The sequence below is a fragment of the Nocardiopsis aegyptia genome, from assembly GCF_013410755.1.
GTDB classification, from domain to species: domain Bacteria; phylum Actinomycetota; class Actinomycetes; order Streptosporangiales; family Streptosporangiaceae; genus Nocardiopsis; species Nocardiopsis aegyptia.
Map to the genome: position 1 here is coordinate 1,463,496 of NZ_JACCFS010000001.1, position 23,022 is coordinate 1,486,517.

Here is a 23,022-nt window from a genome sequence, read left to right on the forward strand (position 1 = left end):
TGCGCCGGGGGGCCGGAGGGCCCGGTCGACCGGGCCCTCCGCGGTAGGGGATCTCGGGGTGCGCCCCGGTGCGGGGGCGCCTCATGACCGGTTCGGGGTCAGACCTGGACGAACTCGATGTCGGCGAGTTCGCACAGGACGCGCCAGTCCTCGGCCCGGGCACCGGTGTTCATGACCATGTGGTGGGTGCCGCCGGCCCGCAGCCAGGCATCCATGCAGGTCCGGACGCCTGTGGCGGGTTGGAACTGACCGTACGGCATCTCCAGGTCGGGCAGTTCGGGGGCATCGATCACCTCGCCCTCGGCCACGACCAGGCGGAAGCGCTCGCCGCCGAGCGCCACCAGCGACGCCAGCGTGGCCGGGCCCGGCTGGTACCGGAAGACGATCGTGGGCGGGTCGTCCAGGCCGCCGATACCCAGCGGGCGCTTGATGAGCCGGATCGGCTCGTCGTCGCGGGCCACCTTCCAGTTGCCCTCCCCCATGTGGCTCATGAGGATGGAGTCGGTGGGGAAGTCCATCGCGTACATCTCGGTGAAGTGGCCGTCCCCGGCGAGCTGGTGCCCGGCGTAGACCACCGAGGCGGCCAGCACGTCGCCCTCGCCCGCGAACCCGTAGCCCTTGGCCATGAGGGTGGAGGCCGCGGCCATGGGCAGGCGGGCGAAGCGGCCGTCCTCGCCGATGGCGTCGAAGTGCGTGGAGTAGGCGCCGCAGCCGGTGGCCTCCAGCAGCCGCTCGATGCCCAGCTGCATCCGCGCGTGGTCCTCGCGCTCCTCCTTGGACAGGCGCTCGTCCACCTCGAAGGCCCCGTCCTCCCACTCCATGAGCTCGGTGACGGCCTCCGCGGGCAGTTCGGCCATGGTCCGGTGCAGGGCGCCGGGCGCGATGATCTCGATCTCGGGCCCGAGCTTGCGCAGGAACGCGGTCTCGTCCACGCGGGCGTCGCCCATGCCGTTCATGGGGTAGCCGAACACGCCGACCTTGAGCGAGCGCAGCGCGGTGACGGCGCGGGCGGCGCGCGCCCAGCGGTCCACGCGAGCGGTGAACTCGGCGCTCTGCCACTCCCCCGTGATGACCTCGAAGGGCAGGCCCGCGCGCACCATGGCGTTGGCGGTGTCCTGGGCGCCGTGGATGCCCTGGTTGTAGGTCATGTCGGCCATGTCCCACGAGGGGCTGACCGCGGGGTCGGGCTGGATGTTGGCCAGCGCGACCGGCAGCCGCATCTGGCTGAACAGCCGGGTGACCCGCAGGGACGGCCCGTAGGTGAGCATGACGACCATGACGCCGTCGAGGCCGGCGGCCTCGAACTCGCGCACGGCCCGCTCGGCGTCGGCGCGACCGCGCACGGGCGGGCTGACCGTCCACTCGGCGGTCTCCGACAGCGAGGCGGCGACCTGGGCGGCGTAGTCGGCCTGGCGCTCGGTGATGCCGGGGATCATGTCGTCGTAGAGGGGCTGCATGATGCCGAGCAGGCCGATGCGGGGCCGCCGGTCCTTGATCGGTTCGTGGTCGGAAGGGGTGGGGTTGGGAATGGGCACAGAGGTGTCCTTACTGGCCGTAGACGTTCTGGTAGCGGTCGTAGAGGGCGTCGATGTGTTCCTGGGGCAGGCGCTCGACGGGCCCGTTCTCACGCGCGAGGTGGACGGTGCGGGCGACGTCCTCGCACATGACGGCGGCCTTGACGGCGGCGCGGGCGGAGTCCCCGATGGTGAACACGCCGTGGCCGCGCATGAGCACGGCCGGGGAGCGGTGGCCGTCCAGGGTGGCGATGAGCCCCTTGCCGATGTCGTCGCCGCCGATGAGGGCGAACGGGCCGACCGGGATGTCGCCGCCGAACTCGTCGGCCATCGCGGTGATGGCGCACGGGATGGCCTCGCCGCGGGCCGCCCAGGCGGTGGCGTAGGGGCTGTGGGTGTGCACGACGCCGCCGACGTCGGGGCGGGCGCGGTAGACGTAGGCGTGCGCCGCGGTATCGCTGGAGGGCTTGTGGCGGCCCTCGACGACGGTGCCGTCGAGGTCGCACACCACCATGTCCTCGGGGGTGAGGTCCTCGTAGGACACACCGCTGGGCTTGATCACCATCAGGTCCGCGTCGGGGACGCGGGCGGAGATGTTGCCGCTGGTCCAGGTCACCAGGTTCCAGCGCAGGAGTTCGGCGTGCAGGGCGCACACCTGCTCGCGCAGGGCGTCGGTGGTCATCGTGTTCCCTTCCGGGCGGCGTTGCGGAGGGCGCGCAGCCGGTGCAGGCTCCCGCTCCCGCCGCGGCCGAAGTGGTCGTGCAGTTCGGTGTAGAGGGCGAAGAGGTCGTCGTAGGCGGCGGCGCGCGCGGGGTCGGGGTCGACGGTGTCCGCGCGGACGCCGCCCATGGCCGCGGAGGCGGCGTGGATGTCGGGGTGGGCCCCGGCCGCGACCGCCGCGTGGATGGCGGCGCCCACGGCACAGCTCTGTTCGGAGGCCACGAGCCGGATCGGCCGGTCGAGCACGTCGGCGTAGACCTGGAGGACGAAGGGGTTGCGGACCATGCCGCCGCCGACGGTGAAGTCGTCGACCGGGACCCCGGCGGCCTCGAAGGCCTCGACGATGGTGCGGGTGCCGAAGGCCGTGGCCTCGACCAGGGCGCGGTAGACCTCCTCGGGGCGGGTGGCCAGGGTGAGGCCGACCAGCACCCCGGACAGGTCGTGGTCGACCAGGACCGAGCGGTTGCCGCTGTGCCAGTCCAGGGCGACGAGGCCGTGGGAGCCCACGGGCGCCTCCGCGGCCATGGCCGAGAGGAGGTCGTGGACGGACAGTCCGGCTTCGCGGGCCCGCTCGTGGTACTCCGGCGGGACGTAGGAGTCGGCGAACCAGGCGAAGATGTCGCCGACGCCGCTCTGTCCGGCCTCGTAGCCCCACATGCCGGGGGCGATGCCGCCCAGGGCGAGCCCGCACATGCCGGGCACCTCGGCCAGGACGTCGGAGTTCATCACGTGGCAGGTGCTGGTGCCCATGATGGCGAGCATCCGGCCGGTCCCGGTGGTCTGGGCGGTGGCGGCGGTGACGTGGGCGTCGACGTTGCCGACGGCCACCGGGACGCCCTCGGGGATCCCGGTCCAGGCGGCGGCGCGGGCGGTGACGTGCCCGGCGCGCTCGCCGAGCTGGGAGAGGGGGTGGGCGAGCTTGTCCTCGGCGAAGGTGGCGAAGGCGGGGTCGAGGGCGCCCAGGAAGTCCGTGGTGGGCCAGGCGCCGTCCTGGTGGATGCCCTTGTACCCGGCGGTGCAGACGTTGCGGGTCTCCTCCCCGCACAGCTCCCACACGATCCAGTCGGCGGCCTCGATCCACCGGTCGGCGCGGTGGTAGGTCTCGGGGTCCTCGCGCAGGACCTGCAGGCCCTTGGCGAACTGCCACTCGGAGGAGATGCGGCCGCCGTAGCGGGGCAGCCACTTCTCGCCGCGGGAGGCGGCCAGGGCGTTGATGTCGTCGGCCTCGCGCTGGGCGGCGTGGTGCTTCCAGAGCTTGGGCCAGGCGTGCGGCCGGTCCGCGAGTCCGGGCAGCTCGTTGAGGGGGGTGCCCTCGCGGGTGACGGGCATGACGGTGCAGGCGGTGAAGTCGGTGCCGATGCCGATGATGTCGGCCGGGTCGACGCCGGCGGCGGCGATGGCGTCGGGGACGGCGGTGCGCAGCACCTGCCGGTAGTCCTCGGGGGACTGTAGGGCGGTCTCGGGCGCGAGGGGGTCGGTGCCGCCGGGCAGGACGTCGGAGATGACGCCGTGCTCGTACTCGTGAACGGCGGTGCCCAGTTCGGCCCCGTCGGCCACGCGGACGACGACGGCGCGGCCGGAGAGGGTGCCGAAGTCCACCCCGATGACCACGGCGTCGGGTCCACCGGTGTTGTGAGCGTTAACATTCTGGGCCACGCGGGTGCCCTCCTCGGGGGTCGTGTGTCTCGTGCGGGGGTGTGCGTCGGAGCCGGGGCGGTGGTCGGTGGTGGTGGTCGGGTGGCGGGCGGGGTCAGCGGTGGGGAACCGGGGCCGGTCCGCTGCTCTGGCGCACCCGCAGCCGCGCGGGCACGATGAGCCGGGGGGCCGGATCCGGCGGGGCGCCGGGAGGGGCGTCCTCGGCGACGCTCCGCTCCCCCGCGCCCAGTTCGTCGAGCAGCACGCGCAGGCTCACCCGGCCCACCTGGGCGAAGTCCTGGGCGACGGTGGTCAGGGGCGGGGCGAGGAACTCGGCCTCGGGGACGTCGTCGAACCCGACGACGCTGATGTCCTCCGGGACCCGGATCCCGGCCTCGCCGAGGGCGCGCAGGAGGCCGATCGCCATCTGGTCGTTGGCCACGAACACCGCGGTGACCGGCTCGCCCGTGGCGCGCCGCTGCACCAGGCGCCGGCCCTTCTCGTAGCCCGAGCGCGGACTCCAGTCGCCGACGAGCGGTTCCGGCGCGGTGGCCCCGGCCTCGCCCAGGGCCCGGCGCCAGCCGGCCACGCGGGACTCGGCCTCCAGCCACTCCGGGTCGCCGGAGATGTGGTGGACGGTGCGGTGTCCCAGGTCGATGAGGTGGCGGACGGCGTCGTGCGCGCCCTGGGCCTGGTCGACGCACACGACCGGCAGCCCCGACCCCTCGCCGCCCTCGACCGCCACCAGGGGGCGCGGGCCCGGCACGGACGCCAGGGCCTTCACCAGCGCCCGCTGCGGGGCGATGGCGATGCAGCCCTCGACGGACTGCTGGATGAGGTAGTCGACGGCCTCGGCGACGCCGGCGGGGCTGACGTCGTCCAGGCTGACGATGCTCAGGAAGTACCCGGCCTCGCGGGCGGCCCGCTCGATGCCGGCCAGGGTCTGGGCCGGGCCGAACAGGGTGGTGTCGAAGGCGATGACCCCCAGCACGTTGGTCCGGCGGGTGACCAGGGCGCGCGCGGTCGAGTTGCGGTGGTAGCCGAGCTCGTCGATGGCCCGCTGCACGCGGGCCGTCGTCTCGGCGCGCACGTTCGGGTGGCCGTTGACGACCCGGGACACGGTCTGGTGCGAGACGCCGGCCAGGCGCGCGACGTCGGCCATGACCGGACTGCGGCCACTCTGCGGGGTCACCTGGACGGCACCTCCTCGTAACGCTCGGGAAAGTTCTGTGACGCAGCCAACATTGTTAGCGTTAACAGGAACGGCGTCAAGGGCTCTGAGGAGAAATCTCCCGAATCGGGTCAGCCCAGGAGGCGGGAGTGCAGCGCCGTGGCGGAGGTGTCGGAGAGCGAGGCGACCTGGTCCACGACCGCGCGCAGGGCCGCGGCGTCGTCCTCGGCGGCGGTGAAGGCCTCGGCGAACTGGGGGTCCAGCTCGCCGGGAGCGCCCTTCCAGAGCGCCTCCACCAGCTCGGTGACGGTCCGCCGCTCCTCGACCTGGTAGGCCAGGGCCTCCTCGCGCGACATCACGAAGTGGGCGGCCACCGCCTTGAGCAGCGCGCACTCCAGCAGGGCCCGGCGCGGAACGATGAGGTCGGCGCCGTAGCGCGTCAGGCGGCCGGGGCCGTGGACGGCACGCGTGGCTCCCTCGGCGGCCCGGCAGAAGCGGCCGATGAACTCGCTGGTGAGGTTCTTCAGCGCGGCGAGCGAGGCGACGTCCCCGGTGAACTCGGCGGGCCACACGGGCGCGGCCAGCAGATCGGTGAACACCTCGTCCAGTTCCGCGGGCTCGGCGGAGCAGTAGGAGGCGGCGGCCACCCGCACGACCTCGGCCCGCTCGACGGGGCTGCGCAGGGCGGCCATGCGCACGAGCCCGGCGTGCAGGGCGTCCTCGACGTCGTGGACGGAGTAGGCGACGTCGTCGGACCAGTCCATGACCTGGGCCTCGAAGCAGGTGCGCCCCGCGGGCGCGCCCTCGCGCAGCCACTCGAAGACCTCGGTGTCGTCGGGGTAGCAGTTGAACTTGTGGGTGTCGCCGCCCTCGCCCCGGCGCCAGGGGTACTTCACGGTGGCGTCGAGGGTGGCGCGCGTGAGGTTGAGCCCGGCGCTGCGCCCCTCCGGGTCGATGACCTTGCCCTCCAGGCGCACGAGCAGGCGCAGGCTCTGGGCGTTGCCCTCGAAGCCCCCGCAGGCGGCCGCCGCCTCGTCCAGCGCCCGCTCCCCGTTGTGCCCGAACGGGGGGTGGCCGAGGTCGTGCGACAGGCACGCGGCCTCGACCAGGTCGGGGTCGCATCCCAGTGCCTGGCCGAGCTCGCGACCGATCTGCGCGCACTCCAGGGAGTGCGTGAGCCGCGTGCGCGGGAAGTCGCTCACCCCCGGCTGCACCACCTGGGTCTTGGCGGCCAGGCGACGCAGCGCCGAGCTGTGCAGGACCCGGGCGCGGTCGCGCTCGAAGGGCCCCCGGGCGCGGTTCTTGCGCCGTTCGCCGGCCATGCGCTCGGTGTCCCCGGCCTGGTAGCCGGGGACCTGGCCTTCGTCTGCGGGACCGCTCGTCATCACTGCGAGCCTACTTCCCGACGGTGACGAAACCGTACGCAGGTCAGGCGGCGTTCACCTGGATGTCGCTGCTGTCGTTGAAGATCCAGTAGTACCAGAGGGACGCGGTCTCGCGGGTGATGTACCACAGCTGCGTGCGGCGCTCGATGACGGCGGGCCCCGAGCGCGCGGGCGAGGCGCCCGCCTCGATGCCGAAGTCCTCCGCCATCACCTGGGAGCGCAGGCTGTGCCAGGGGTCGGAGACCAGGATGGCGGTCTCCCAGCCGTTGGCGTCGAACACCTCCGAGACGGCGGCGAAGCTCTGCAGGGTGTCGCTGCCCTCCTCCACCGCGACGACGGCGTCGGCGGGCACGCCCACCTCCACCAGCCAGTTGCGGCCGGACGCGGCCTCGGTGAAGTTGTCGTCCGGCAGCTTGCCGCCGACCGTGACGATGACCGGGGCCACGCCTTCGAGGTAGAGCTCCTGGGCCTGGCGCAGGCGGGCCTCGAACACCGGTGAGGGCACGCCGTTGTACTGGCTGGCGCCGAGGACCACGATGGCGTCGGAGGGGGTGCGGTCGTCCTGGCGCGCGGTGTACCAGACCCAGCCCCATGTCCCCGGGGGGACGGCCAGGGCCGCGAGCAACAGGAGGGTGAGGATCCAGCGCTTGCGGACGCGGCGGCGCGGGCGTCGGCGCCGGGGGCGCGCGGCGCGCTCCGGCCGGGACTCGGGGTCCGGACCGGGTCCGAAGTCGAGGTCGGGGTCCGGGGCGGACTCGGGGTCGGCCGGGGGGTCGGGAACGGTGCGCGGCCCGCCGCGCGGCACCCGCCCGCGGGACGGGTGGCGCTCGCGGACGAAGCGGCGGGTGAAGGAGGTCTCCGCGCCCTCGTCGGCACCCTGGGCGGCGGCGGACGGGTCGTCCGCAGCCGGCGCCTCCGGACGCGGCGGGAACTCGTCGCGGGAGAACGCACGGGTGGTCCCGGCGTCGGGATCGCGGGTGAAGGCCCTGGTGGCCTCGCTCCCGTCCGCGGTCGCGGTCGGTGCGTGGTCGCCGCGGGTGAACACCCGGGTGGCCTCGTCATCGGTGGAGGCACCGGCCGGGCCCTCCCACGGCTCGTCGCCGTGACCGTCGCCTGTCACTCGCACCGGCTCACCTCCGCACAATTCGCTGACTGGAGTACTCCCCCACTGGGACGACTTCCGACCGCCGCTGGTTCTCGGCAGGCCGACCCGTTCGGGGGCGAACCTGAGGTGGGGAGGAGGTCGGGGAAGACGGCCAGGCCAGCAGACGAGAATATATCACGAAAAGGTCACGATGACCCCTGGTGGGCCGTCCCCCGCCGGGACCCGAGTCTAGGGGAGTCGGGCGCCCTTCGGACGCGCCCTTCCTGTGCCTGCGGCACGGCCGGGGGCGCTTCACGTCGGAGCCTTCCCGGGCACGCCGCCGCCCCCGCGGTGACCCGCGGGGGCGGTGCGACGCGTGCCGGTCAGGCGGAGGCGCGGCCCGCGGCCCGGCCGGCCTCCAGACGCGCCACCGGTACTCGGAACGGCGAGCAGGACACGTAGTCCAGCCCCACCTCGTGGAAGAAGTGCACCGAGGCCGGGTCGCCGCCGTGCTCACCGCACACGCCGAGCTTGATCCCCGGGCGCGCGGCCCGTCCCTCCTCGACCGCGATGCGGATGAGGCGGCCGACGCCGTCGACGTCCAGCGACTCGAACGGCGAGACCCCGAAGACGCCCTTCTCCAGGTAGGCGGAGAAGAACGAGGCCTCCACGTCGTCGCGGGAGAAGCCCCACACGGTCTGGGTGAGGTCGTTGGTGCCGAAGGAGAAGAACGCGGCGTGCTCGGCGATCTGCCCGGCGGTGAGCGCCGCGCGGGGCAGCTCGATCATGGTGCCGACCGGGAAGTCCAGTTCGAGGCCGTTCTCCTCCCCCACCTCGCGCAGGACGCGCAGCGCGTCGTCGCGGATGATCTCGAGCTCCTGCACCGTGCCCACCAGCGGGATCATGATCTCCGGGCGGGGACGGCCGCCCTCCCTGATCCGGTCCACCGCGGCCTGGGCGATGGCGCGCACCTGCATCGTGAACAGGCCGGGGACGACCAGCCCGAGGCGCACGCCGCGCAGCCCCAGCATCGGGTTCTGCTCGTGCAGCTTGTGCACGGCCTGGAGCACGCGCAGGTCGTTCTCGTGGCTCTCGCCGCGCGCCTCGGCCACGGCCACGCGCACCGACAGCTCGGTGATGTCGGGCAGGAACTCGTGCAGCGGCGGGTCCAGCAGGCGCACGGTGACCGGGAGGCCGTCCATGGCGCCCAGGATGCCGTTGAAGTCCTCGCGCTGGAGGGGCAGCAGGGCACCGAGCGCCTCGCCCTGCTCCTCCTCGGTGTCAGCGAGGATGAGCCGCTCGACCAGCTGGCGGCGATCGCCGAGGAACATGTGCTCGGTCCGGCACAAGCCGATGCCCTGGGCGCCCATGCGGCGGGCGCGCGCGGCGTCCTCGGGGGTGTCGGCGTTGGCGCGCACGTACATGCGGCGGGCGGCGTCCACGTAGTGCATCAGCCGGTCCACGGCGCGCACGAGGTCGTCGGCCTGGTCCGAGGCGGGGTCGATCTCGCCCTCGAAGTAGCGCACGACCGGGGAGTCGACGACGGGGACCTCGCCGAGGTAGACCTGGCCGCTGGTGCCGTCGATGGAGATGACGTCGCCCTCCTCGACCACCTCGCCGCCGGGCCCGGTCATCCGCCGGTTCTTGGTGTCGATGTCGAGCTCCTCGGCACCGCACACGCAGGTCTTGCCCATGCCGCGGGCGACCACGGCCGCGTGCGAGGTCTTGCCGCCGCGACTGGTGAGGATGCCCTCCGCGGCGATCATGCCCTCCAGGTCGTCGGGGTTGGTCTCCCTGCGGCAGAGGATGACCTTCTCCCCGCTGCGGGACCACTTGACGGCGGTGTAGGAGTCGAAGACGGCCTTGCCGACCGCGGCCCCGGGCGAGGCGTTCATGCCGCGGCCGACCCGGCGGACGTCGGGGTCGGTGGCCGCGCGGTCGTCGAAACGGGGGAACATCAGCTGCGCGAGCTGGTCGCCGGTGACGCGCTGCACGGCCTCGTCGAGGGTGATCATGCCCTGGTCGACGAGCTGGTCGGCGATGCGGAAGGCGGCGGCCGCGGTGCGCTTGCCCACGCGGGTCTGGAGCATCCACAGCTTGCCGCGCTCGATCGTGAACTCGATGTCGCACAGGTCGCGGTAGTGGTTCTCCAGGGTCTCCATGATGCCCATCAGCTCCTGGTAGCTGCGGGCGTCGATCTTCTCCAGGTCGGCGAGCGGGACGGTGTTGCGGATACCGGCCACCACGTCCTCGCCCTGGGCGTTCTGGAGGTAGTCGCCGTACACGCCCTGCTGGCCGGAGGCGGGGTCGCGGGTGAAGGCGACACCGGTGCCGGAGTCCATGCCGAGGTTGCCGAAGACCATGGAGCAGATGTTGACCGCGGTGCCCAGGTCCGAGGGGATGCGCTCCTGGCGGCGGTAGAGCACCGCGCGAGGGGCGTTCCAGGAGTCGAAGACCGCCTTGACGGCGAGGGTCATCTGCTCGCGGGGGTCGGTGGGGAAGGGACGGCCGGTCTGCTCCTGGACGATGTCCTTGAAGCGGGCGACGAGGTCGCGGAAGTCCGCGGCGTCGAGGTCGAGGTCGTCGGTGATGCCCTTGGCGGCCTTGGCCTCGTCGATGGCGTCCTCGAAGAGCTCGCCGTCGATGTCCTGGACGGTCTTGCCGAACATCTGGATGAGGCGGCGGTAGGAGTCCCACGCGAAGCGCTCGTCACCGCCCTGGGCGGCCAGCCCGACGACCGACTCGTCGTTGAGGCCGATGTTGAGGACGGTCTCCATCATGCCGGGCATGGAGAATCTGGCGCCCGACCGTACGCTCACCAGGAGCGGGTCGTCGGGCTGGCCGAGCCGGCGGCCCATGGCCTTCTCCAGCTCCTCCAGGTTCGCCTCGATCTCGGCGTCGAGACCGGCCGGGACGCTGCCGTTCTCCAGGTAGTGCCGGCACGCCTTCGTGGTGATCGTGAAACCGGGGGGCACCGGCAGACCGAGGTTGGTCATCTCGGCGAGGTTGGCCCCCTTTCCGCCGAGGAGATCCTTCTGGTCCTTGCTGCCCTCGGTGAAGTTGTACACGTACTTGGCCACGGGGGTGCTCCCTCGTTCTTCTCGACGGCTCCGCGGTGGGATCGGCCCCTCGCCCGGATGGGTCCGGACTCTATCCGCACCGTGCGCGACTCCCCTGCCACGAACTCCCCGATTTCGGTGTTTTCGCAGTTCAGAGACGTTAGACAGGTCTATACCAATGGTTCAGCTCGGGTACACCGGCCCCTTGTGTCCAGAATACGACCGGAGAGGGCTCCCACCAGTGCGACACCGCCACCGACCTGGGAACTCTGCCCCCGTCTCGCACAACGGCCCAGGACGGAACCGGCCGCCGGAGGCACACGACCACCAGGAACCACACCCGACACGGCGAGGCGCCGGCGAGCACGCCCGCACGGGCCGCGCACCGGTGATGTGCGACTCGACACAGCATTACCTAGCAGTAACCTACGGGTGCGTAAGTTAGGCTGCCCCTGAGGCCCGCATCGACGCGGGACGGGTGGACGCGAGGAGTGCGACGGTGCCGGAGGAGCAGCAACACCAGGGCGAGACGGTGAGGACCCGGGCGCGCGGAGCCGCCGAGGACCTCCTGGAGGCGGTCAAGCCCCGGCTGCGCGGGTGGTTGCACCTGGGGACGGCGCCGCTGGCCCTGGCCGCGGGCATCGTCCTGGTGTGCCTGTCGCCCACCCTGCCGGCGATGGCCGCGAGCGCGGTGTACGCGCTCAGTTCGGTGCTGCTGTTCAGCACCTCGGCCGTCTACCACGTGGGCCGCTGGTCGCCCCGGGCGCAGAAGGTCCTGCGCCGCATGGACCACTCCAACATCTACCTCATCATCGCGGGCACCTACACGCCCTTCGTCATCCTCGTCCTGGACGGCGCGCTGCGCACGGCGATGCTCGCGGTGATCTGGGGCGGCGCCACGGCGGGCGTGGCCTTCAAGCTGCTGTGGCTCAACGCGCCCCGGTGGCTGTCGACGGCGCTGTACCTGGCCATCGGATGGGTCGCGGTGCTGTTCATCCCCGACCTTGTCGGCGGCACGCACCCGGCGACGTGGATCCTCATCCTGGTCGGCGGCGTGCTCTACAGCGTGGGCGCGGTGGTCTACGGCCTCAAGCGGCCCAACCCCGCGCCGCGGTGGTTCGGCTTCCACGAGATCTTCCACTCGCTGACCATCGCGGCGTTCGTCTGCCACTATGTCGCGGTCTCCTTCGTGGTCTACACGGCGACCTGACCGCCGGCCGACCGGTCCCCTCCCCCGGCCCCGTCGCCCTGCCCCGAGCCGCGCCCTAGTAATGGGAAAACCCATTAGGTATCGTCGGCGCATGGTCTCCATCTCCCAAGAACTCCCGATCGAGTCCGAAGCCCGCCTCCGGCAGGTGCTGCGCGACACCGACATCGAACACCTGCCGGGCGACTGGTGCTTCCGGCGCTTCACCGGGGCGCCGCCGCCGGAGGCCCTGGCCACGGTCAGGGACGCCGACGGATGGTGCGCCCTCACGCCCGCCGACGGCGGCGCCGCCGAACCGTTCGGCCTCACCCTGAGCACGTTCCCGCCCGGGATCGACAACAGCGGCTACATCGGGTGGGTGTCGACCACCGTCAAGGAGCGCACCGGCAGCGGCGTGTTCGTCGTGTGCGGCGACAACCCCCGCCGCGGCGGCGTCTTCGACTACCTCGGCTACCCCGCGGAGGCCGCGGACGCCGTCCGCGCCGTGCTCGACGACCTGCGACGGCCGCCGTCGCAGGACGGGGCCGACCTGGACCTGCGGGTGTTCGAGGTGGCCGAGACCTCCGAGGCGAGCGCGGTCTCGGCGGACACGCGGTTCGAGTTCCGCGAACGGGACGGCCGCGTCGAGGCGCGCTACTCCGGCGGCACCGTCGACCAGGGTTTCCTCGTCGGCCGCCGCGAGGACGGCCGCGTCAGCACGGCCTACACCCAGATGGACACCGCCGGGCACGCACGGACGGGAACGGCCGTCATGCGCCTGACCGGCGATGACGGCGGCGGCCTGCTGCTGGTCGAGGACTACACGTGGTCGGACGGGACGGCGGGCCGCAACGTCCTGCGGGCGGTGGGGCGCGGCCGTGCCCGCTGAACCCGTGGCCGTCGCGTTCGCGAACACCCGCTCCTCCCGGCACCGCGACCGCATCGAGACGCTCGACCGGTGGCGCGCCTGGTCCGACGCCCGGGACGGCCTCAGAACCGTGGGACGCGCCGTCGACGCCGACGGACTGGCCGACCTGCGCGCGGTACGGGACGACGTGCAGGAGCTGCTGCGCGGCGCCGCCCGGGGGCGCGAACCCGACCCCGGGGCGGCCGAACGGCTGCTGCGGCTCGCCCGCGCGTCCGCGCCCTTCGGCCTCGGATGGCGCGCGGACCGGTACGAGCTGACGGTGCCCGAGCACGGGACGCCGGCCGCGGCCGTCGCCCACCACCTGGCAGGCGCCGCGGTCGGCCTCCTGGTGACCGGGCCGCCCCTCGCGGTGTGCCGGGGCGAGGACTGCCTCAAGGTCTTTGTGGCGACCCGGGCGGACCGCCGCTGGTGCGACAGCGCCGCCTGCGGCAACCGCGCGCGGGTCCGTTCGCACCAGCGGAGGCGGAGCGGCCAGGACGGGTGACGGCCGTCCGGACACGTGAGGGCCGCCGCGACGAGTGACGGCCGCCCTCCCCCGGCGGGGGCGGGCGGCCGGACCCGTCTCCGCGTCAGGCGAAGCCGAACACCGGCGGGAACACGACCACGACCAGTCCGGCCCAGACCGCGTAGACGGGCAGGTAGGCCGTCTGCCACCGTTCGACCGCGGCGAAGGGGCGCGTCCCCCGCACGAAGCCCGCGAGCAGCCACGCCGACCACACCAGGTGCACCAGCAGCACGAGGTTGAGGCCGAGGGCGGCGGTCTTGTTGGCGGTGAACCCGAACTCGGCGATGCGGGTCAGCATCGCCGTCAGCGCGACGGCGTCCACCGCCAGCGCCGCTCCGACCAGCGCGAGCTGCAGCCAGTCGAAGACGTTCGGCGGAGCCAACGGGTCGCGGGCCGAGATCGAGTAGAGCAGCAGGAACAGGACCAGCACCAGGACGCCGTCCATGAGGATGAGCAGGCCGCGGTCCACCGTGGTCAGCGGCCCGTTCACCAGGAGCGCGGTCAGGTCCGCGACCAGCATCAGGAACGCCAGGGGCGTGAAGACCCGCGTCAGGACCGGCGCGATGTTCTCCACCACGCTCTTCTTGGCCTCCACCAGCCACGCGGCCACCATGAGGGCGCCGGGCAGTCCGAAGGGCAGGAGCCAGTCCTCCATGACCGGTTCGAGGTCGATCTCGACCAGCGAGAGCACGCCGAAGGTGAGGCCGACCAGGACCGCGGACCCCAGCATGATCAGCGCCAGGTACATCGCCAGCTCGCCCATGAACCGCACGAAGTCCATGCGCCGCTCGTGCGACCGCCAGTGCCCGCCCGTGTGCAGGACGCCCACGAGCAGCCACAGCAGCACCGGGGCGTGCGTGAACGCGAGCACGGCCGTCATCCCGGGCGCCGGGTCGGGGCCGGACGTGGTCTCGAACGGGTAGAGGTTCACCGCCAGGGCCGGCACCGCGGCGACGCCGACCGCCGCCGCGCACACCCGCCACGGGACGCGCCGCTTCCAGGCGAACCAGCCCGCCAGGAAGGGGAGCACGACGAAGGCGAGGTTGCGGAACTGCGCGAACTCGTCGTCGACCGAGGTGAGCAGGAGCTTGACCGCCAACCCCGCGCCGAGGGCGAACGCGAGGACCGCGCCGAGGTCGCGCCAGCGCGCGAGGCCCCCGGCGCCGTCGTCGGCCTCGGGGACCAGGACGAGCTGTTTCCAGAGCCGGTGGGCGTGCTCGCGGGCGAACTCCCGCGACACCTCGTCCAGGTTGCCCATGCGCTTGACCGCGACCAGGAAGGCCTCCTCGTCGTCGAGGCCGTTCGACCCCAGGTCGGCGATCTGTTCGCGCAGGTGGTCCTCCATCTCCTCGAGGTCCGGCGGGGCGATGGCCCGGCGGCGCCGCACGAAGCCGCGCCACTGTTCGATCTGGGCCTCCAGGACGCCCTCGCCCGCGGTGTCGCTCATCAGGCGAACCCCCCTGCCGTGGCGTCCCCCAGGACCGGGGGCCGGGAGGCGGCCTGCCACACCTGCGTGAGCGCGTCGGCGACGACGTCCCACTGCTTGCGCCGTTCGGCCAGCGCCTCCAGCCCGGCCTCCGTGATCGCGTAGTGCTTGCGCCGGCGGCCGGCGTCGGATCTGCCCCACGACGCCTGGACGTAGCCGTTGCGCTCCAGGCGGTGCAGCAGCGGGTAGAGCATCCCGTCGGTCCACTGCATGCGTCCGTCGGAGAGCTCGTTGACGCGTTTGACGATGGCGTAGCCGTAGGACTCGCCCTCGGCGAGGATGCCCAGGACGAGCGGTGTGGCCGACGCGGCGACCAGGTCCTTGTCGATGTGCACGTGAACTTCCCATACCTAGATCCGCTAGGGATAGCGACCCTAGCAGATCTAGGCATAGCAGAGCGAGGGGTCATGGTGACGGCCCCGGCCGGGGCCGTGGGGGCGGACCGGTGTCCGGCGACCCGTCGAAGGACGCAGGACACCGGTCCGCCTCGTGGACCCCGCGCGCGCGATCCCCTACACCACGGGCGTTCGAGACGCTATACACGTTGGGAAGGTCCCGAACGGAACAGGCACGGTGACGCATGAGCACGCAGGACACCGAGGTCGGCGGATACCGGCTGATCAGGGAGATCGGCCGGGGCGGCTTCGGGTCCGTCCACCTCGCGGAGGCGCCCGGCGGCGGCCTGGCGGCCGTGAAACTCCTCCATGCGGATCCCGGCACCGATCCGCGTTTCGCCCGGATGTTCGCCGACGAGGTGGACGCCGCGCGCCGGATCAGCCCCTTCTGCGTGGCCCAGGTCCTGGACGCCGATCCGCACGCCGACCGCCCCTGGATCGCCAGCGAGTACGTCGAGGGCCGTACGCTCGCCGAGGAGATCACCGCCGAAGGGCCGCGCACCGGAGCCGACCTGCAACGCCTGGCCATCGTCTACGCGGCCAGTGGGCGGCACGCGTTCTCCGGCGATCGCCAGACCGCCATCATCAAGCGGATTCTGATCGACGATCCCGACTGTTCAGGGGTCCCCGACGAGCTGCGCGGCCTGGTGACCCGGTGCCTGGCGAAAGAGCCCGAGGACCGCCCGAGCGCGCATCAGGTCCTCAACGCCCTCCTGGGCTTCTCGGAGGACGGCGCCGATGTCGACACCGCGCTGGCCCGAGGGACCACCGCGGCGACCAAGGAGATGCGGCCGCTCGCGCCGACCCGTTGGGAGACCCGGAAGGTGTCGGCCGACGAGCCGGAACGCCCGTCCGACCGTGGCGGGGAGACCCGGTTCGAGGAGGCCGGGCGCGGACCGGCCGCGACGCCCTCCGGTCCGGCGTCTCCTCCCTACCGCTTCGCGGGTCGCCTCCACCACAGTGTCGGTGAGCTCGCCGAGACCATGGCGGCCGAGCCTGGCACCGCGGCCGCCGTGTTCGACGACGCCGACGAACGGGCGGCCCTGGCCGGTTGGATCATCGAGGACCTGGGGGACACCCGCATCGACCGGAGCCTGCTGCGGAAGCCGCCCAGGGAGGACGTGATCGCAGTCCTGGCGTTCATCTCCCAGGCACGCCCCGACCTGCCTCCGGTCCTCGGGGAGGCCGATCTGAGCCTGTCCGGGTTGCGGGAGGTGTCGGACGGGATCGACGACCCGTTGGACGCCCACTCCGACTTCGACGTCGAGATCATGGAGATCGCGTCCGTCTTCGAGTGCCGTGCGCCCGACCACGGGTGTGCTCGGGGCGACGGCTGCGCCGAGTACCGGGCGCTCATCGACGACGTCCGAAGGGCGATGGCCGTCTTCGAGGAGATCCGCCATCCGTACACGGCATGGGCGCGGGGCCCCGGACGCGGGAAGGAGAAGGCCTTCGACTTCCAGATCCGGGAGGAGGTGTTCGTCCACGCGGTCCTGTTCCCCGAACCGTGGCGCGGGCTCGTCGACGGGGATCGCGCGTCCCTGGAGGAGGAATGGAGGGCGGTTCTCCCCGCCGAGCCGCCGCACGACGCCCCGCTCCCGGAACGCGTGGCGCATTCCCTGGTCATCCGGCTCCTGTGCCGCGTCCTCCGTGACCTGGCCGCCAGGCACAGGAAGCTCAGCGCCAGGAGGAAGCGGTTGGAGGTGTACCTGCCCGCGCGTGAGAAGGCCGACGAGGTCGGCAGCGAGGCCGGATTCATCGTGCGGAACGCCCTCGCCGCCGCCGTCGTGTTCGGAGTGGTGGGATGGGCGGGGCTCTCCTCGGGCGAGGATCCCCGCATCGGACTGGCCATCGGCTCGGCCATCCTCGCCTACTTCGTGTCCGGCGGAATCCTGGTCGCCGTCTGGGACGCCAGAACCAAGGAAATCCTCAAGGACGTCACGGAGCCCTACACCCACGTGAAGGACCAGAAGAAGAAGGTGGAACGGGCGAAGAAGGCCATCGCGTCGCTGGGCGAGGAGATCGACGCCCTGGACCGGGCCCGGGAGGAGTTGCCGTCTCCCGCTCGCGGCGGGTGACCTCGACCCCACCCCTTCCGTCCGGCACACGGCCGCCCGCCCCACACGGGGACGGGCGGCCGTCGCTTGCTCGGACGATCGGAACTAGCAGCCGGGCAGGCGCTCCACCAGGTACATCTCGACCTGGTCGAGGGACACGCGCTCCTGGGACATGGTGTCGCGCTCGCGCACGGTCACCGCGTTGTCCTCCAGGGTGTCGAAGTCCACCGTGACGCAGAACGGGGTGCCGATCTCGTCCTGGCGGCGGTAGCGGCGGCCGATGGCGCCGGCGTCGTCGAACTCCACGTTCCAGCGCTTGCGCAGCGCGGCGGCCAGGTCGCGCGCCTTCGGCGACAGGTCGGTGTTGCGCGACAGCGGCAGCACGGCGACCTTGACCGGCGACAGGCGCGGGTCCAGGCGCATCACGGCGCGCTTCTCCAGCTTGCCCTTGGCGTTGGGCGCCTCGTCGACGTTGTAGGCGTCGAGCATGAAGGTGAGCACCGTGCGGTCGACACCGGCCGCGGGCTCGATGACGTACGGGAAGTACCGCTCGTTCTTCTCCTGGTCGAAGAAGGACAGGTCCGTGCCCGAGGCCTCCGAGTGCGTCCGGAGGTCGTAGTCGGTGCGGTTGGCGATGCCCTCCAGCTCGCCCCACTCGCCGCCCTGGAAGTTGAACCGGTACTCGATGTCCACGGTCCGGGTGGAGTAGTGGGAGAGCTTCTCCTTCGGGTGCTCGTACAGGCGCAGGTTGTCCTTGGCGATGCCCAGGTCCAGGTACCACTGGTGACGGGTGTCGATCCAGTACTGGTGCCACTCCTCGTCGCTGCCCGGGCGGACGAAGAACTCCATCTCCATCTGCTCGAACTCGCGGGTGCGGAAGATGAAGTTGCCGGGCGTGATCTCGTTGCGGAACGACTTGCCGATCTGGCCGATGCCGAAGGGGATCTTGCGGCGGGCGCTCTGCTCGACGTTCTTGTAGTTGACGAAGATGCCCTGGGCGGTCTCCGGGCGCAGGTAGGCCAGGCCCTTCTCGTCCTGGACCGGGCCCAGGTGGGTGCGCAGCAGGCCGTTGAACATGCGCGGCTCGGTGAAGGAGTCCTTGGCGCCGCAGTTCGGGCAGGCCAGCGCCTTCAGGCCCTCCTCGGGCTCGCGGCCGTGCTTGTCCTCGTAGGCCTCGATGAGGTGGTCGGCCCGGAAGCGCTTGTGGCAGGACTGGCACTCGGTGAGCGGGTCGACGAACGCCTTGACGTGGCCGGAGGCCTCCCAGACCTCGCGGGCCAGGATGACGCTGGAGTCGAGGCCGACGATGTCGTCGCGCTCCTGCACCATGGAGCGCCACCACTGGCGCTTGACGTTGGCCTTGAGCTCGACACCCAGGGGACCGTAGTCCCAGGCGGCGCGCAGGCCCCCGTAGATCTCGCTCGAGGGGTAGACCAGGCCTCGACGCTTGGCGAGGTTGACCAGTGCGTCCATTGCCTCTGACTTGGCGGCCATGGGTGACTCTCCATCCGGCTGGCGGTCGGTGGATCGCGGTGCGCGATACATCGTTGTGGTCGGGGCGCGAAACGCGTGACGAACCGGGGAGTGGCACGTCAGGCGGCCGCGTCCACCCAGGCTAGAGCACGCGGGGACCCTGGTGCGCACGAATTCCGGCGTGGCGCGGGGGCCCGGCGGCCCCCGGTGCGCTCAGCTCCGGGAACCGTCGCTGGTGAGGAGCTCGAAGGCGGTCGGTTCGTCGATGGCGCGGGAGAGCAGGGGGACGGCGTGGACCTTGACGTCGAAGTCGGAGAGCGCCCGGCGGTAGAACCCGGCGCCCTCCCACTCGGTGACCACGGTCCACAGCGACGGATCATCGGCGGCCCTGCCCAGCCGGTGGCCCAGGAACCCGGGACGGCGGGAGAGCACCTCGACCGCGACCGCGGCGTCGGACTGGAAGGCCTCGGTGTCGGCCTCGGGCACGGAGTAGCGGGTGATGACGATCACGCCACCATTCTGGCCTACGCGGCGGACCCCCGGCGCCGGAACAGGACAGTGTAGACGGCCGCCGCCACGGTCATCCCCACGGGCAGGGACAGGTCCAGGCCCAGGGCACGGGCGACCGGCCCCGTGTAGGGCTCGGAGTCCACGCACAGCAGGGCCGTGGCCGCCCCCAGGCCCAGGGCGGCGAAGCCGACCCAGTGCACGCCCGCGGAGTACCAGTACGGACCGGCCGGAGTCGGATCGGTCAGGCCGGGGCCGTCGTAGCGGTTGTGTCGCAACAGCACGTCGGCGGCGTAGACGGCTGTGCCCGGACCGATGAGGACGACGGTGAGCTGGAGCATCGTGCTGACGGCGTCGAGGAAGTTCGACACCAGCAGCGCGTACAAGGTCAGGAAGACGGCGAGCAGCCCGTCCACGACCACGCTGAACGACCGACGGATCCGCACGCCCATGGCCTGGAGGGCCAGGCCGGAGCTGTAGGCCGACATCGCGTTAATGGCGATCGTGCTCAGGACGATGGCCAGCGGGAAGAGCGGGGTGAACCAGCCCGGCAGGATCGACTCCAGGGAGGCCTGCGGGTCCCCCATGTCGACGGCCGTCGCGGCGAGCGCGCCCAGGAAGGTCACCACGACGCCGGGCAGGAAGCCGCCGAGCGCGGTCCAGCCGGCGACGGCCGCCGCCGAGGTGCTCCGGGGCAGGTAGCGGGAGAAGTCGGCGCTGTTGGTGTAGGACAGCGGGCCGGAGGCGATGAGGGTGACGCCGATGAGCAGGACCGCCCAGAGGGCGGCGCCCTCCAGCGGCTCGGCCGGAGCGTGGTCCCAGTCGGCGCGCCGCACCACGTTGTACCCGACGACGGCGAAGGCCAGCGTGAGCAGGAGGGTGATCGGGGCGTAGAGGCGGACGATGGTGGCGTGGCCGTAGACGCCGATGACCAGCGTGACCGCGGAGATGGCCACGATGACGGCGGCCTTGACCGCGGTGTCGGCCTCGATGCCCATCCGCTCCACCAGGGAGAACGCCGCGACCGCACCGGCGGACAGGTTGAGGGCGATGTAGCAGATGCACAGGCCCCAGCCGGTGACGGCGATGTTGACCCGGTTGCCGCGGACACCGAACACCGCCCGCAGGACGACCTCGCTCGGGGTGCCGGAGGCGGGCCCCGAGACGGCCAGGATCCCCACGAGGATCCAGAACAGGTTGCCCACCACGCACACCAGGAACGCCTGCCAGAGGGACAGCCCCAGCAGGACCAGGACGCCGCCGACCACCAGGCTCAGGTAGTTGACGTTCGCGGCAGCCCACACGGCGAACAGGTCGCGGGGCCGACCGTGCCGCTCGGCGTCGGGGATGTGGTCGATGCCGTGCGCCTCGACGCGTCCGGGGCGGTTGCCCGCCGGGGCGTGGGTGGCGGAAGTGGACGCTGCGGGGGTGGCGGCGGGGGCGGTGCCGTCGGGGGCGCCCGAGGGCGACGGGGGGTGGGTGGGTGTCACGGTGTCCTCCGGGAAACGGTGCGCGACCAGCGGCGCGCACGCCCTGCTTGCTTATTGGTCAGACACTCAATAGCATCGACACCATGCCGTCAAGCGCCCCAAGGAAACGCGTTCGGAAGTCTCCGGCCGACCGACGCGCCGAAATCGTCGAAGCCGCGGCCTTCGTCGCACTGACCGAGGGCCTGGAGGCCATCACCCTGCGCCGGATCGGCGAGGACCTCGGTGTGCGGCCCGGACTCGTGAGCCACTACTTCCCCGCGGTCGAGGACCTGGTCGCCGAGGCCTTCGGCAGCGCGGCCGAGCGCGAGCTGGACGCGCTCATCCCGGCCGAGCGCTCCCGCGCCGACCCCGGGCACCACCTCGCGCGGTTCTTCGCCCTGGCCATGGGCCCGGGCTACGACGACATCAGCCGGCTCTGGATCAACGCCCGCCACCTCAGCCGCTACCGCCCCGTCCTGCGCGCCCGGGTCGAACACCAGGAGTCCCGCTGGCGCGACCGCCTGACCGAGCTGCTGCGGGCCGGTGCCGAGGGCGGCGTGTTCCGCACCGACGATCCCCGCGTGACCGCGATCCGGATCCTGGTCGTCGTCGACGGCCTCGGCGCGCACGCCAACACCGACTCCGGCGACCGGCCCGACGCGGTGCGGCACATGGCCGTCACCACCGCCGAGGACGGGCTCGGCCTGGAGCGCGGCGCCCTGCTGCGCCGGGCGCAGGAACTCCGGCGCGCCGGCGCCGACCGACCAGCCACCCGCCCCTGACCCGAGGAGTCCCCGTGCCCACCGACCTCGTCCTGCTGTCCGCCCGCCTGGTCGACCCGGTCTCCGGCGGACCGCTCGAACACACCGCCCTGGCCGTCGAGGACGGACGGATCCGCGCCCTGGGCGACGACCGGAGCATGCGCGCCCTCGCCGGCGCCGCCACCACGGTCGTCGACCTCAAGGGCGCCGCGGTCACCCCCGGCCTGGTCGACGGCCACCTCCACCCGGTGACGGGCGCCGAGCTCGGCCACGGACTGGACCTGTCCCGCTGTGCCGACCTCGACGACGTGCGCGCCGCCCTGGCCGGCGCGGCCCGGCCTCTGGCCCCCGGTGCCTGGCTGCACGCCTGGGGCCTGGACCCGAACGCGTTCGGCGACCTGCCCCTCTCCAACGCCCCCTTCGAGCAGGTCCTCGACGGGATCCCCGCCTTCCTGCTGCTCTTCGACGCGCACTCGGCGATCGCCAGCGCCCGCGCGCTGGAGATCGCGGGCGTCGACGGCCCGCGCGACTTCGAGCAGGCCTCCGAGATCGTCTGTGACGACCAGGGGCACCCGACCGGGCTGCTGGTGGAGGACGCGGCCTGCGAGGCCGTCGAGCGCGCGGCCCCACGGCCCGGTTTCGCCGAGCGGCGCGACCGCCTGGCCGCCTCGCTGCGGGCGATGGCCGCGGCCGGGCTCACCGGCGGGCACGTCATGGACGCCAACGGCGACAGTCTCGCCCTCTACGCCGACCTCGACGCCGCCGGGGAGCTGCCGCTGCGACTGCGCGTCCTCCCCTGGTGCCGCCCGGAGACCGGCGAGGACGGCCTGGGCGAGCTGATCGAGCGGCAGGGCACCGGCGGACGGCTCTGGCGCACGGCCGGGGTCAAGCTGTTCATGGACGGCACCGTCGACAACGGCACCGCCTGGCTGGAGCACCCCGACCTGCACGGCGAGTCCACCCGCCCGTTCTGGCCCGACCCCGAGGCCTACACCCGGGCCGTCGCCCGCCTGCACCGGGCCGGCGTCCCCACCGCCACGCACGCCATCGGCGACGCGGCCGTACGGCACGTGCTGGACTCGGTGGAGAAGGCGATCGCGCGGGACGGGTCCGGCGTGCGGCACCGCGTCGAGCACATCGAGACCGTCCCCGACGACACGCTCTCCCGCTTCGCCGAGGTGGGCGTGACCGCCTCCATGCAGCCCACGCACTGCACCGACTACACGCGCGCCGACCACACCGACAACTGGTCCCGCCGCCTGGGCGAGGAACGCGCCGCACGCGCCTGGCGCTGCCGCGACCTGTGGGACGCGGGCGCCACCGTCGTGCTCGGGTCGGACTGGCCCATCGCCCCCTACGCGCCGCTCGGTGTGCTCGCCGGGGCCCGCCACCGGCGCCCCAGCCGCGACCTCACCCGGCCGCCGCACGGACCGGAGCAGGCACTGACCGCGCGGCGGGCCCTCCTGGGCATGACCGTCAACCCCGCCCTCGCCACGGGCGAGGAGGACCGGGTCGGGCGGCTGCTCGTGGGCCACCGCGCCGACCTCACCGTGCTGGCGGACGACCCCCTGACCACCCCCGCCGAGGAACTGGCCGACGTTCCGGTCCTCATGACCGTGGTCGACGGCCGCACCACCCACCGCCACCCCGGCCTGTCCTAGCCACACGCGCGACGCCCCGGAGGCAG

General features: G+C 72.6%; 18 protein-coding genes. 6 read left to right on the plus strand and 12 right to left on the minus strand.

Annotated elements, in window-relative coordinates; translation table 11 throughout:
* Positions 1 to 98 precede the first annotated feature (98 nt).
* The 7 genes from HNR10_RS06725 to ppdK form a co-directional block, all read right to left on the minus strand.
* Positions 99 to 1,457 carry an L-fucose/L-arabinose isomerase family protein gene (locus tag HNR10_RS06725; RefSeq protein WP_218898397.1) on the minus strand — a complete coding sequence of 453 codons (1,359 nt, stop codon included), beginning with the start codon at positions 1,455 to 1,457 and terminating at the stop codon, positions 99 to 101.
* Positions 1,458 to 1,545: 88 nt separating this feature from the next.
* Positions 1,546 to 2,196 carry an L-ribulose-5-phosphate 4-epimerase gene (locus HNR10_RS06730; RefSeq protein ID WP_179821695.1) on the minus strand — a complete coding sequence of 217 codons (651 nt, stop codon included), beginning with the start codon at positions 2,194 to 2,196 and terminating at the stop codon, positions 1,546 to 1,548.
* The gene (gene araB, locus HNR10_RS06735) at positions 2,193 to 3,845 is read right to left on the minus strand and encodes a ribulokinase (protein WP_179829578.1); all 1,653 of its coding nucleotides are present in this window, start codon (positions 3,843 to 3,845) and stop codon (positions 2,193 to 2,195) included. Before araB ends, HNR10_RS06730 begins: the two co-directional genes overlap by 4 nt.
* 139 nt (positions 3,846 to 3,984) lie before the next feature.
* Entirely contained in the window at positions 3,985 to 5,031 is a 1,047-nt protein-coding gene (locus HNR10_RS06740) for a LacI family DNA-binding transcriptional regulator (protein ID WP_179829579.1), read from the minus strand.
* 140 nt (positions 5,032 to 5,171) lie between these two features.
* Positions 5,172 to 6,425, minus strand: coding sequence for a deoxyguanosinetriphosphate triphosphohydrolase (locus tag HNR10_RS06745; protein ID WP_179821697.1), 1,254 nt, complete (start codon positions 6,423 to 6,425; stop codon positions 5,172 to 5,174).
* A gap of 43 nt (positions 6,426 to 6,468) precedes the next feature.
* Positions 6,469 to 7,551: a YdcF family protein gene (locus tag HNR10_RS06750; RefSeq protein ID WP_179821698.1), complete on the minus strand. Its 1,083-nt coding sequence runs from the start codon at positions 7,549 to 7,551 to the stop codon at positions 6,469 to 6,471.
* 341 nt (positions 7,552 to 7,892) lie between these two features.
* On the minus strand, positions 7,893 to 10,589 hold the full coding sequence (ppdK, locus tag HNR10_RS06755) for a pyruvate, phosphate dikinase (protein ID WP_179821700.1): 2,697 nt from the start codon (positions 10,587 to 10,589) through the stop codon (positions 7,893 to 7,895).
* A gap of 478 nt (positions 10,590 to 11,067) precedes the next feature.
* On the opposite strand from ppdK, the gene trhA reads away from it, so the two are divergent.
* The 3 genes from trhA (at position 11,068) to HNR10_RS06770 (ending at position 13,166) form a co-directional block, all read left to right on the plus strand.
* Positions 11,068 to 11,778 (plus strand): PAQR family membrane homeostasis protein TrhA, encoded by a 711-nt coding sequence (gene trhA, locus HNR10_RS06760; protein ID WP_376769740.1) that lies wholly within the window; start codon positions 11,068 to 11,070, stop codon positions 11,776 to 11,778.
* 91 nt (positions 11,779 to 11,869) lie between these two features.
* The gene (locus HNR10_RS06765; RefSeq protein WP_179821702.1) at positions 11,870 to 12,643 is read left to right on the plus strand and encodes a DUF6196 family protein; all 774 of its coding nucleotides are present in this window, start codon (positions 11,870 to 11,872) and stop codon (positions 12,641 to 12,643) included.
* Positions 12,633 to 13,166 carry a CGNR zinc finger domain-containing protein gene (locus HNR10_RS06770; protein ID WP_179821704.1) on the plus strand — a complete coding sequence of 178 codons (534 nt, stop codon included), beginning with the start codon at positions 12,633 to 12,635 and terminating at the stop codon, positions 13,164 to 13,166. Before HNR10_RS06765 ends, HNR10_RS06770 begins: the two co-directional genes overlap by 11 nt.
* A gap of 85 nt (positions 13,167 to 13,251) precedes the next feature.
* Here the strand turns inward: HNR10_RS06770 and HNR10_RS06775 are convergent, their stop codons facing one another.
* Positions 13,252 to 14,634, minus strand: a complete 1,383-nt coding sequence (locus HNR10_RS06775; protein WP_179821706.1) for a permease prefix domain 1-containing protein — start codon at positions 14,632 to 14,634, stop codon at positions 13,252 to 13,254.
* Complete coding sequence (locus HNR10_RS06780; protein ID WP_179821708.1) at positions 14,634 to 15,008, minus strand: PadR family transcriptional regulator; 375 nt, start codon at positions 15,006 to 15,008, stop codon at positions 14,634 to 14,636. The genes HNR10_RS06775 and HNR10_RS06780 overlap by 1 nt, the downstream gene beginning before the upstream one ends.
* Before the next feature lie 245 nt (positions 15,009 to 15,253).
* Between HNR10_RS06780 and HNR10_RS06785 the strand changes: the two genes are divergently transcribed.
* A complete protein-coding gene (locus tag HNR10_RS06785; protein ID WP_179821710.1) occupies positions 15,254 to 17,146 on the plus strand; it encodes a serine/threonine protein kinase in 1,893 nt (630 codons plus the stop codon).
* An 84-nt stretch (positions 17,147 to 17,230) separates the two neighbouring features.
* On the opposite strand, the gene HNR10_RS06790 is transcribed toward HNR10_RS06785, so the two are convergent.
* The 3 genes from HNR10_RS06790 to HNR10_RS31115 form a co-directional block, all read right to left on the minus strand.
* Positions 17,231 to 18,619 carry a glycine--tRNA ligase gene (locus HNR10_RS06790; protein ID WP_179821711.1) on the minus strand — a complete coding sequence of 463 codons (1,389 nt, stop codon included), beginning with the start codon at positions 18,617 to 18,619 and terminating at the stop codon, positions 17,231 to 17,233.
* 192 nt (positions 18,620 to 18,811) lie between these two features.
* Complete coding sequence (locus HNR10_RS31110; RefSeq protein WP_179821713.1) at positions 18,812 to 19,108, minus strand: antibiotic biosynthesis monooxygenase family protein; 297 nt, start codon at positions 19,106 to 19,108, stop codon at positions 18,812 to 18,814.
* A 14-nt stretch (positions 19,109 to 19,122) separates the two neighbouring features.
* A complete protein-coding gene (locus HNR10_RS31115; protein WP_179821715.1) occupies positions 19,123 to 20,595 on the minus strand; it encodes a purine-cytosine permease family protein in 1,473 nt (490 codons plus the stop codon).
* A gap of 83 nt (positions 20,596 to 20,678) precedes the next feature.
* Here HNR10_RS31115 and HNR10_RS06805 point away from each other — a divergent pair, with 83 nt between their 5' ends.
* Positions 20,679 to 21,356 (plus strand): TetR/AcrR family transcriptional regulator, encoded by a 678-nt coding sequence (locus HNR10_RS06805; protein ID WP_179821717.1) that lies wholly within the window; start codon positions 20,679 to 20,681, stop codon positions 21,354 to 21,356.
* A gap of 14 nt (positions 21,357 to 21,370) precedes the next feature.
* Positions 21,371 to 22,996 (plus strand): amidohydrolase, encoded by a 1,626-nt coding sequence (locus tag HNR10_RS06810; protein ID WP_179821719.1) that lies wholly within the window; start codon positions 21,371 to 21,373, stop codon positions 22,994 to 22,996.
* The last annotated feature ends 26 nt before the right edge of the window (positions 22,997 to 23,022 follow it).

What these genes read in the sequence shown, in the direction of transcription:
- HNR10_RS06740 (WP_179829579.1), bottom strand. Translation starts at nt 5,031, where the DNA reads ATGGCCGACGTCGCGCGCCTGGCCGGCGTCTCGCACCAGACCGTGTCC.
- HNR10_RS06745 (WP_179821697.1), bottom strand. Translation starts at nt 6,425, where the DNA reads ATGACGAGCGGTCCCGCAGACGAAGGCCAGGTCCCCGGCTACCAGGCC.
- HNR10_RS06725 (WP_218898397.1), bottom strand. Translation starts at nt 1,457, where the DNA reads ATGCAGCCCCTCTACGACGACATGATCCCCGGCATCACCGAGCGCCAG.
- HNR10_RS06775 (WP_179821706.1), bottom strand. Translation starts at nt 14,634, where the DNA reads ATGAGCGACACCGCGGGCGAGGGCGTCCTGGAGGCCCAGATCGAACAG.
- HNR10_RS06765 (WP_179821702.1), top strand. Translation starts at nt 11,870, where the DNA reads ATGGTCTCCATCTCCCAAGAACTCCCGATCGAGTCCGAAGCCCGCCTC.
- HNR10_RS06790 (WP_179821711.1), bottom strand. Translation starts at nt 18,619, where the DNA reads ATGGCCGCCAAGTCAGAGGCAATGGACGCACTGGTCAACCTCGCCAAG.
- HNR10_RS06785 (WP_179821710.1), top strand. Translation starts at nt 15,254, where the DNA reads ATGAGCACGCAGGACACCGAGGTCGGCGGATACCGGCTGATCAGGGAG.
- HNR10_RS06730 (WP_179821695.1), bottom strand. Translation starts at nt 2,196, where the DNA reads ATGACCACCGACGCCCTGCGCGAGCAGGTGTGCGCCCTGCACGCCGAA.
- HNR10_RS06805 (WP_179821717.1), top strand. Translation starts at nt 20,679, where the DNA reads ATGCCGTCAAGCGCCCCAAGGAAACGCGTTCGGAAGTCTCCGGCCGAC.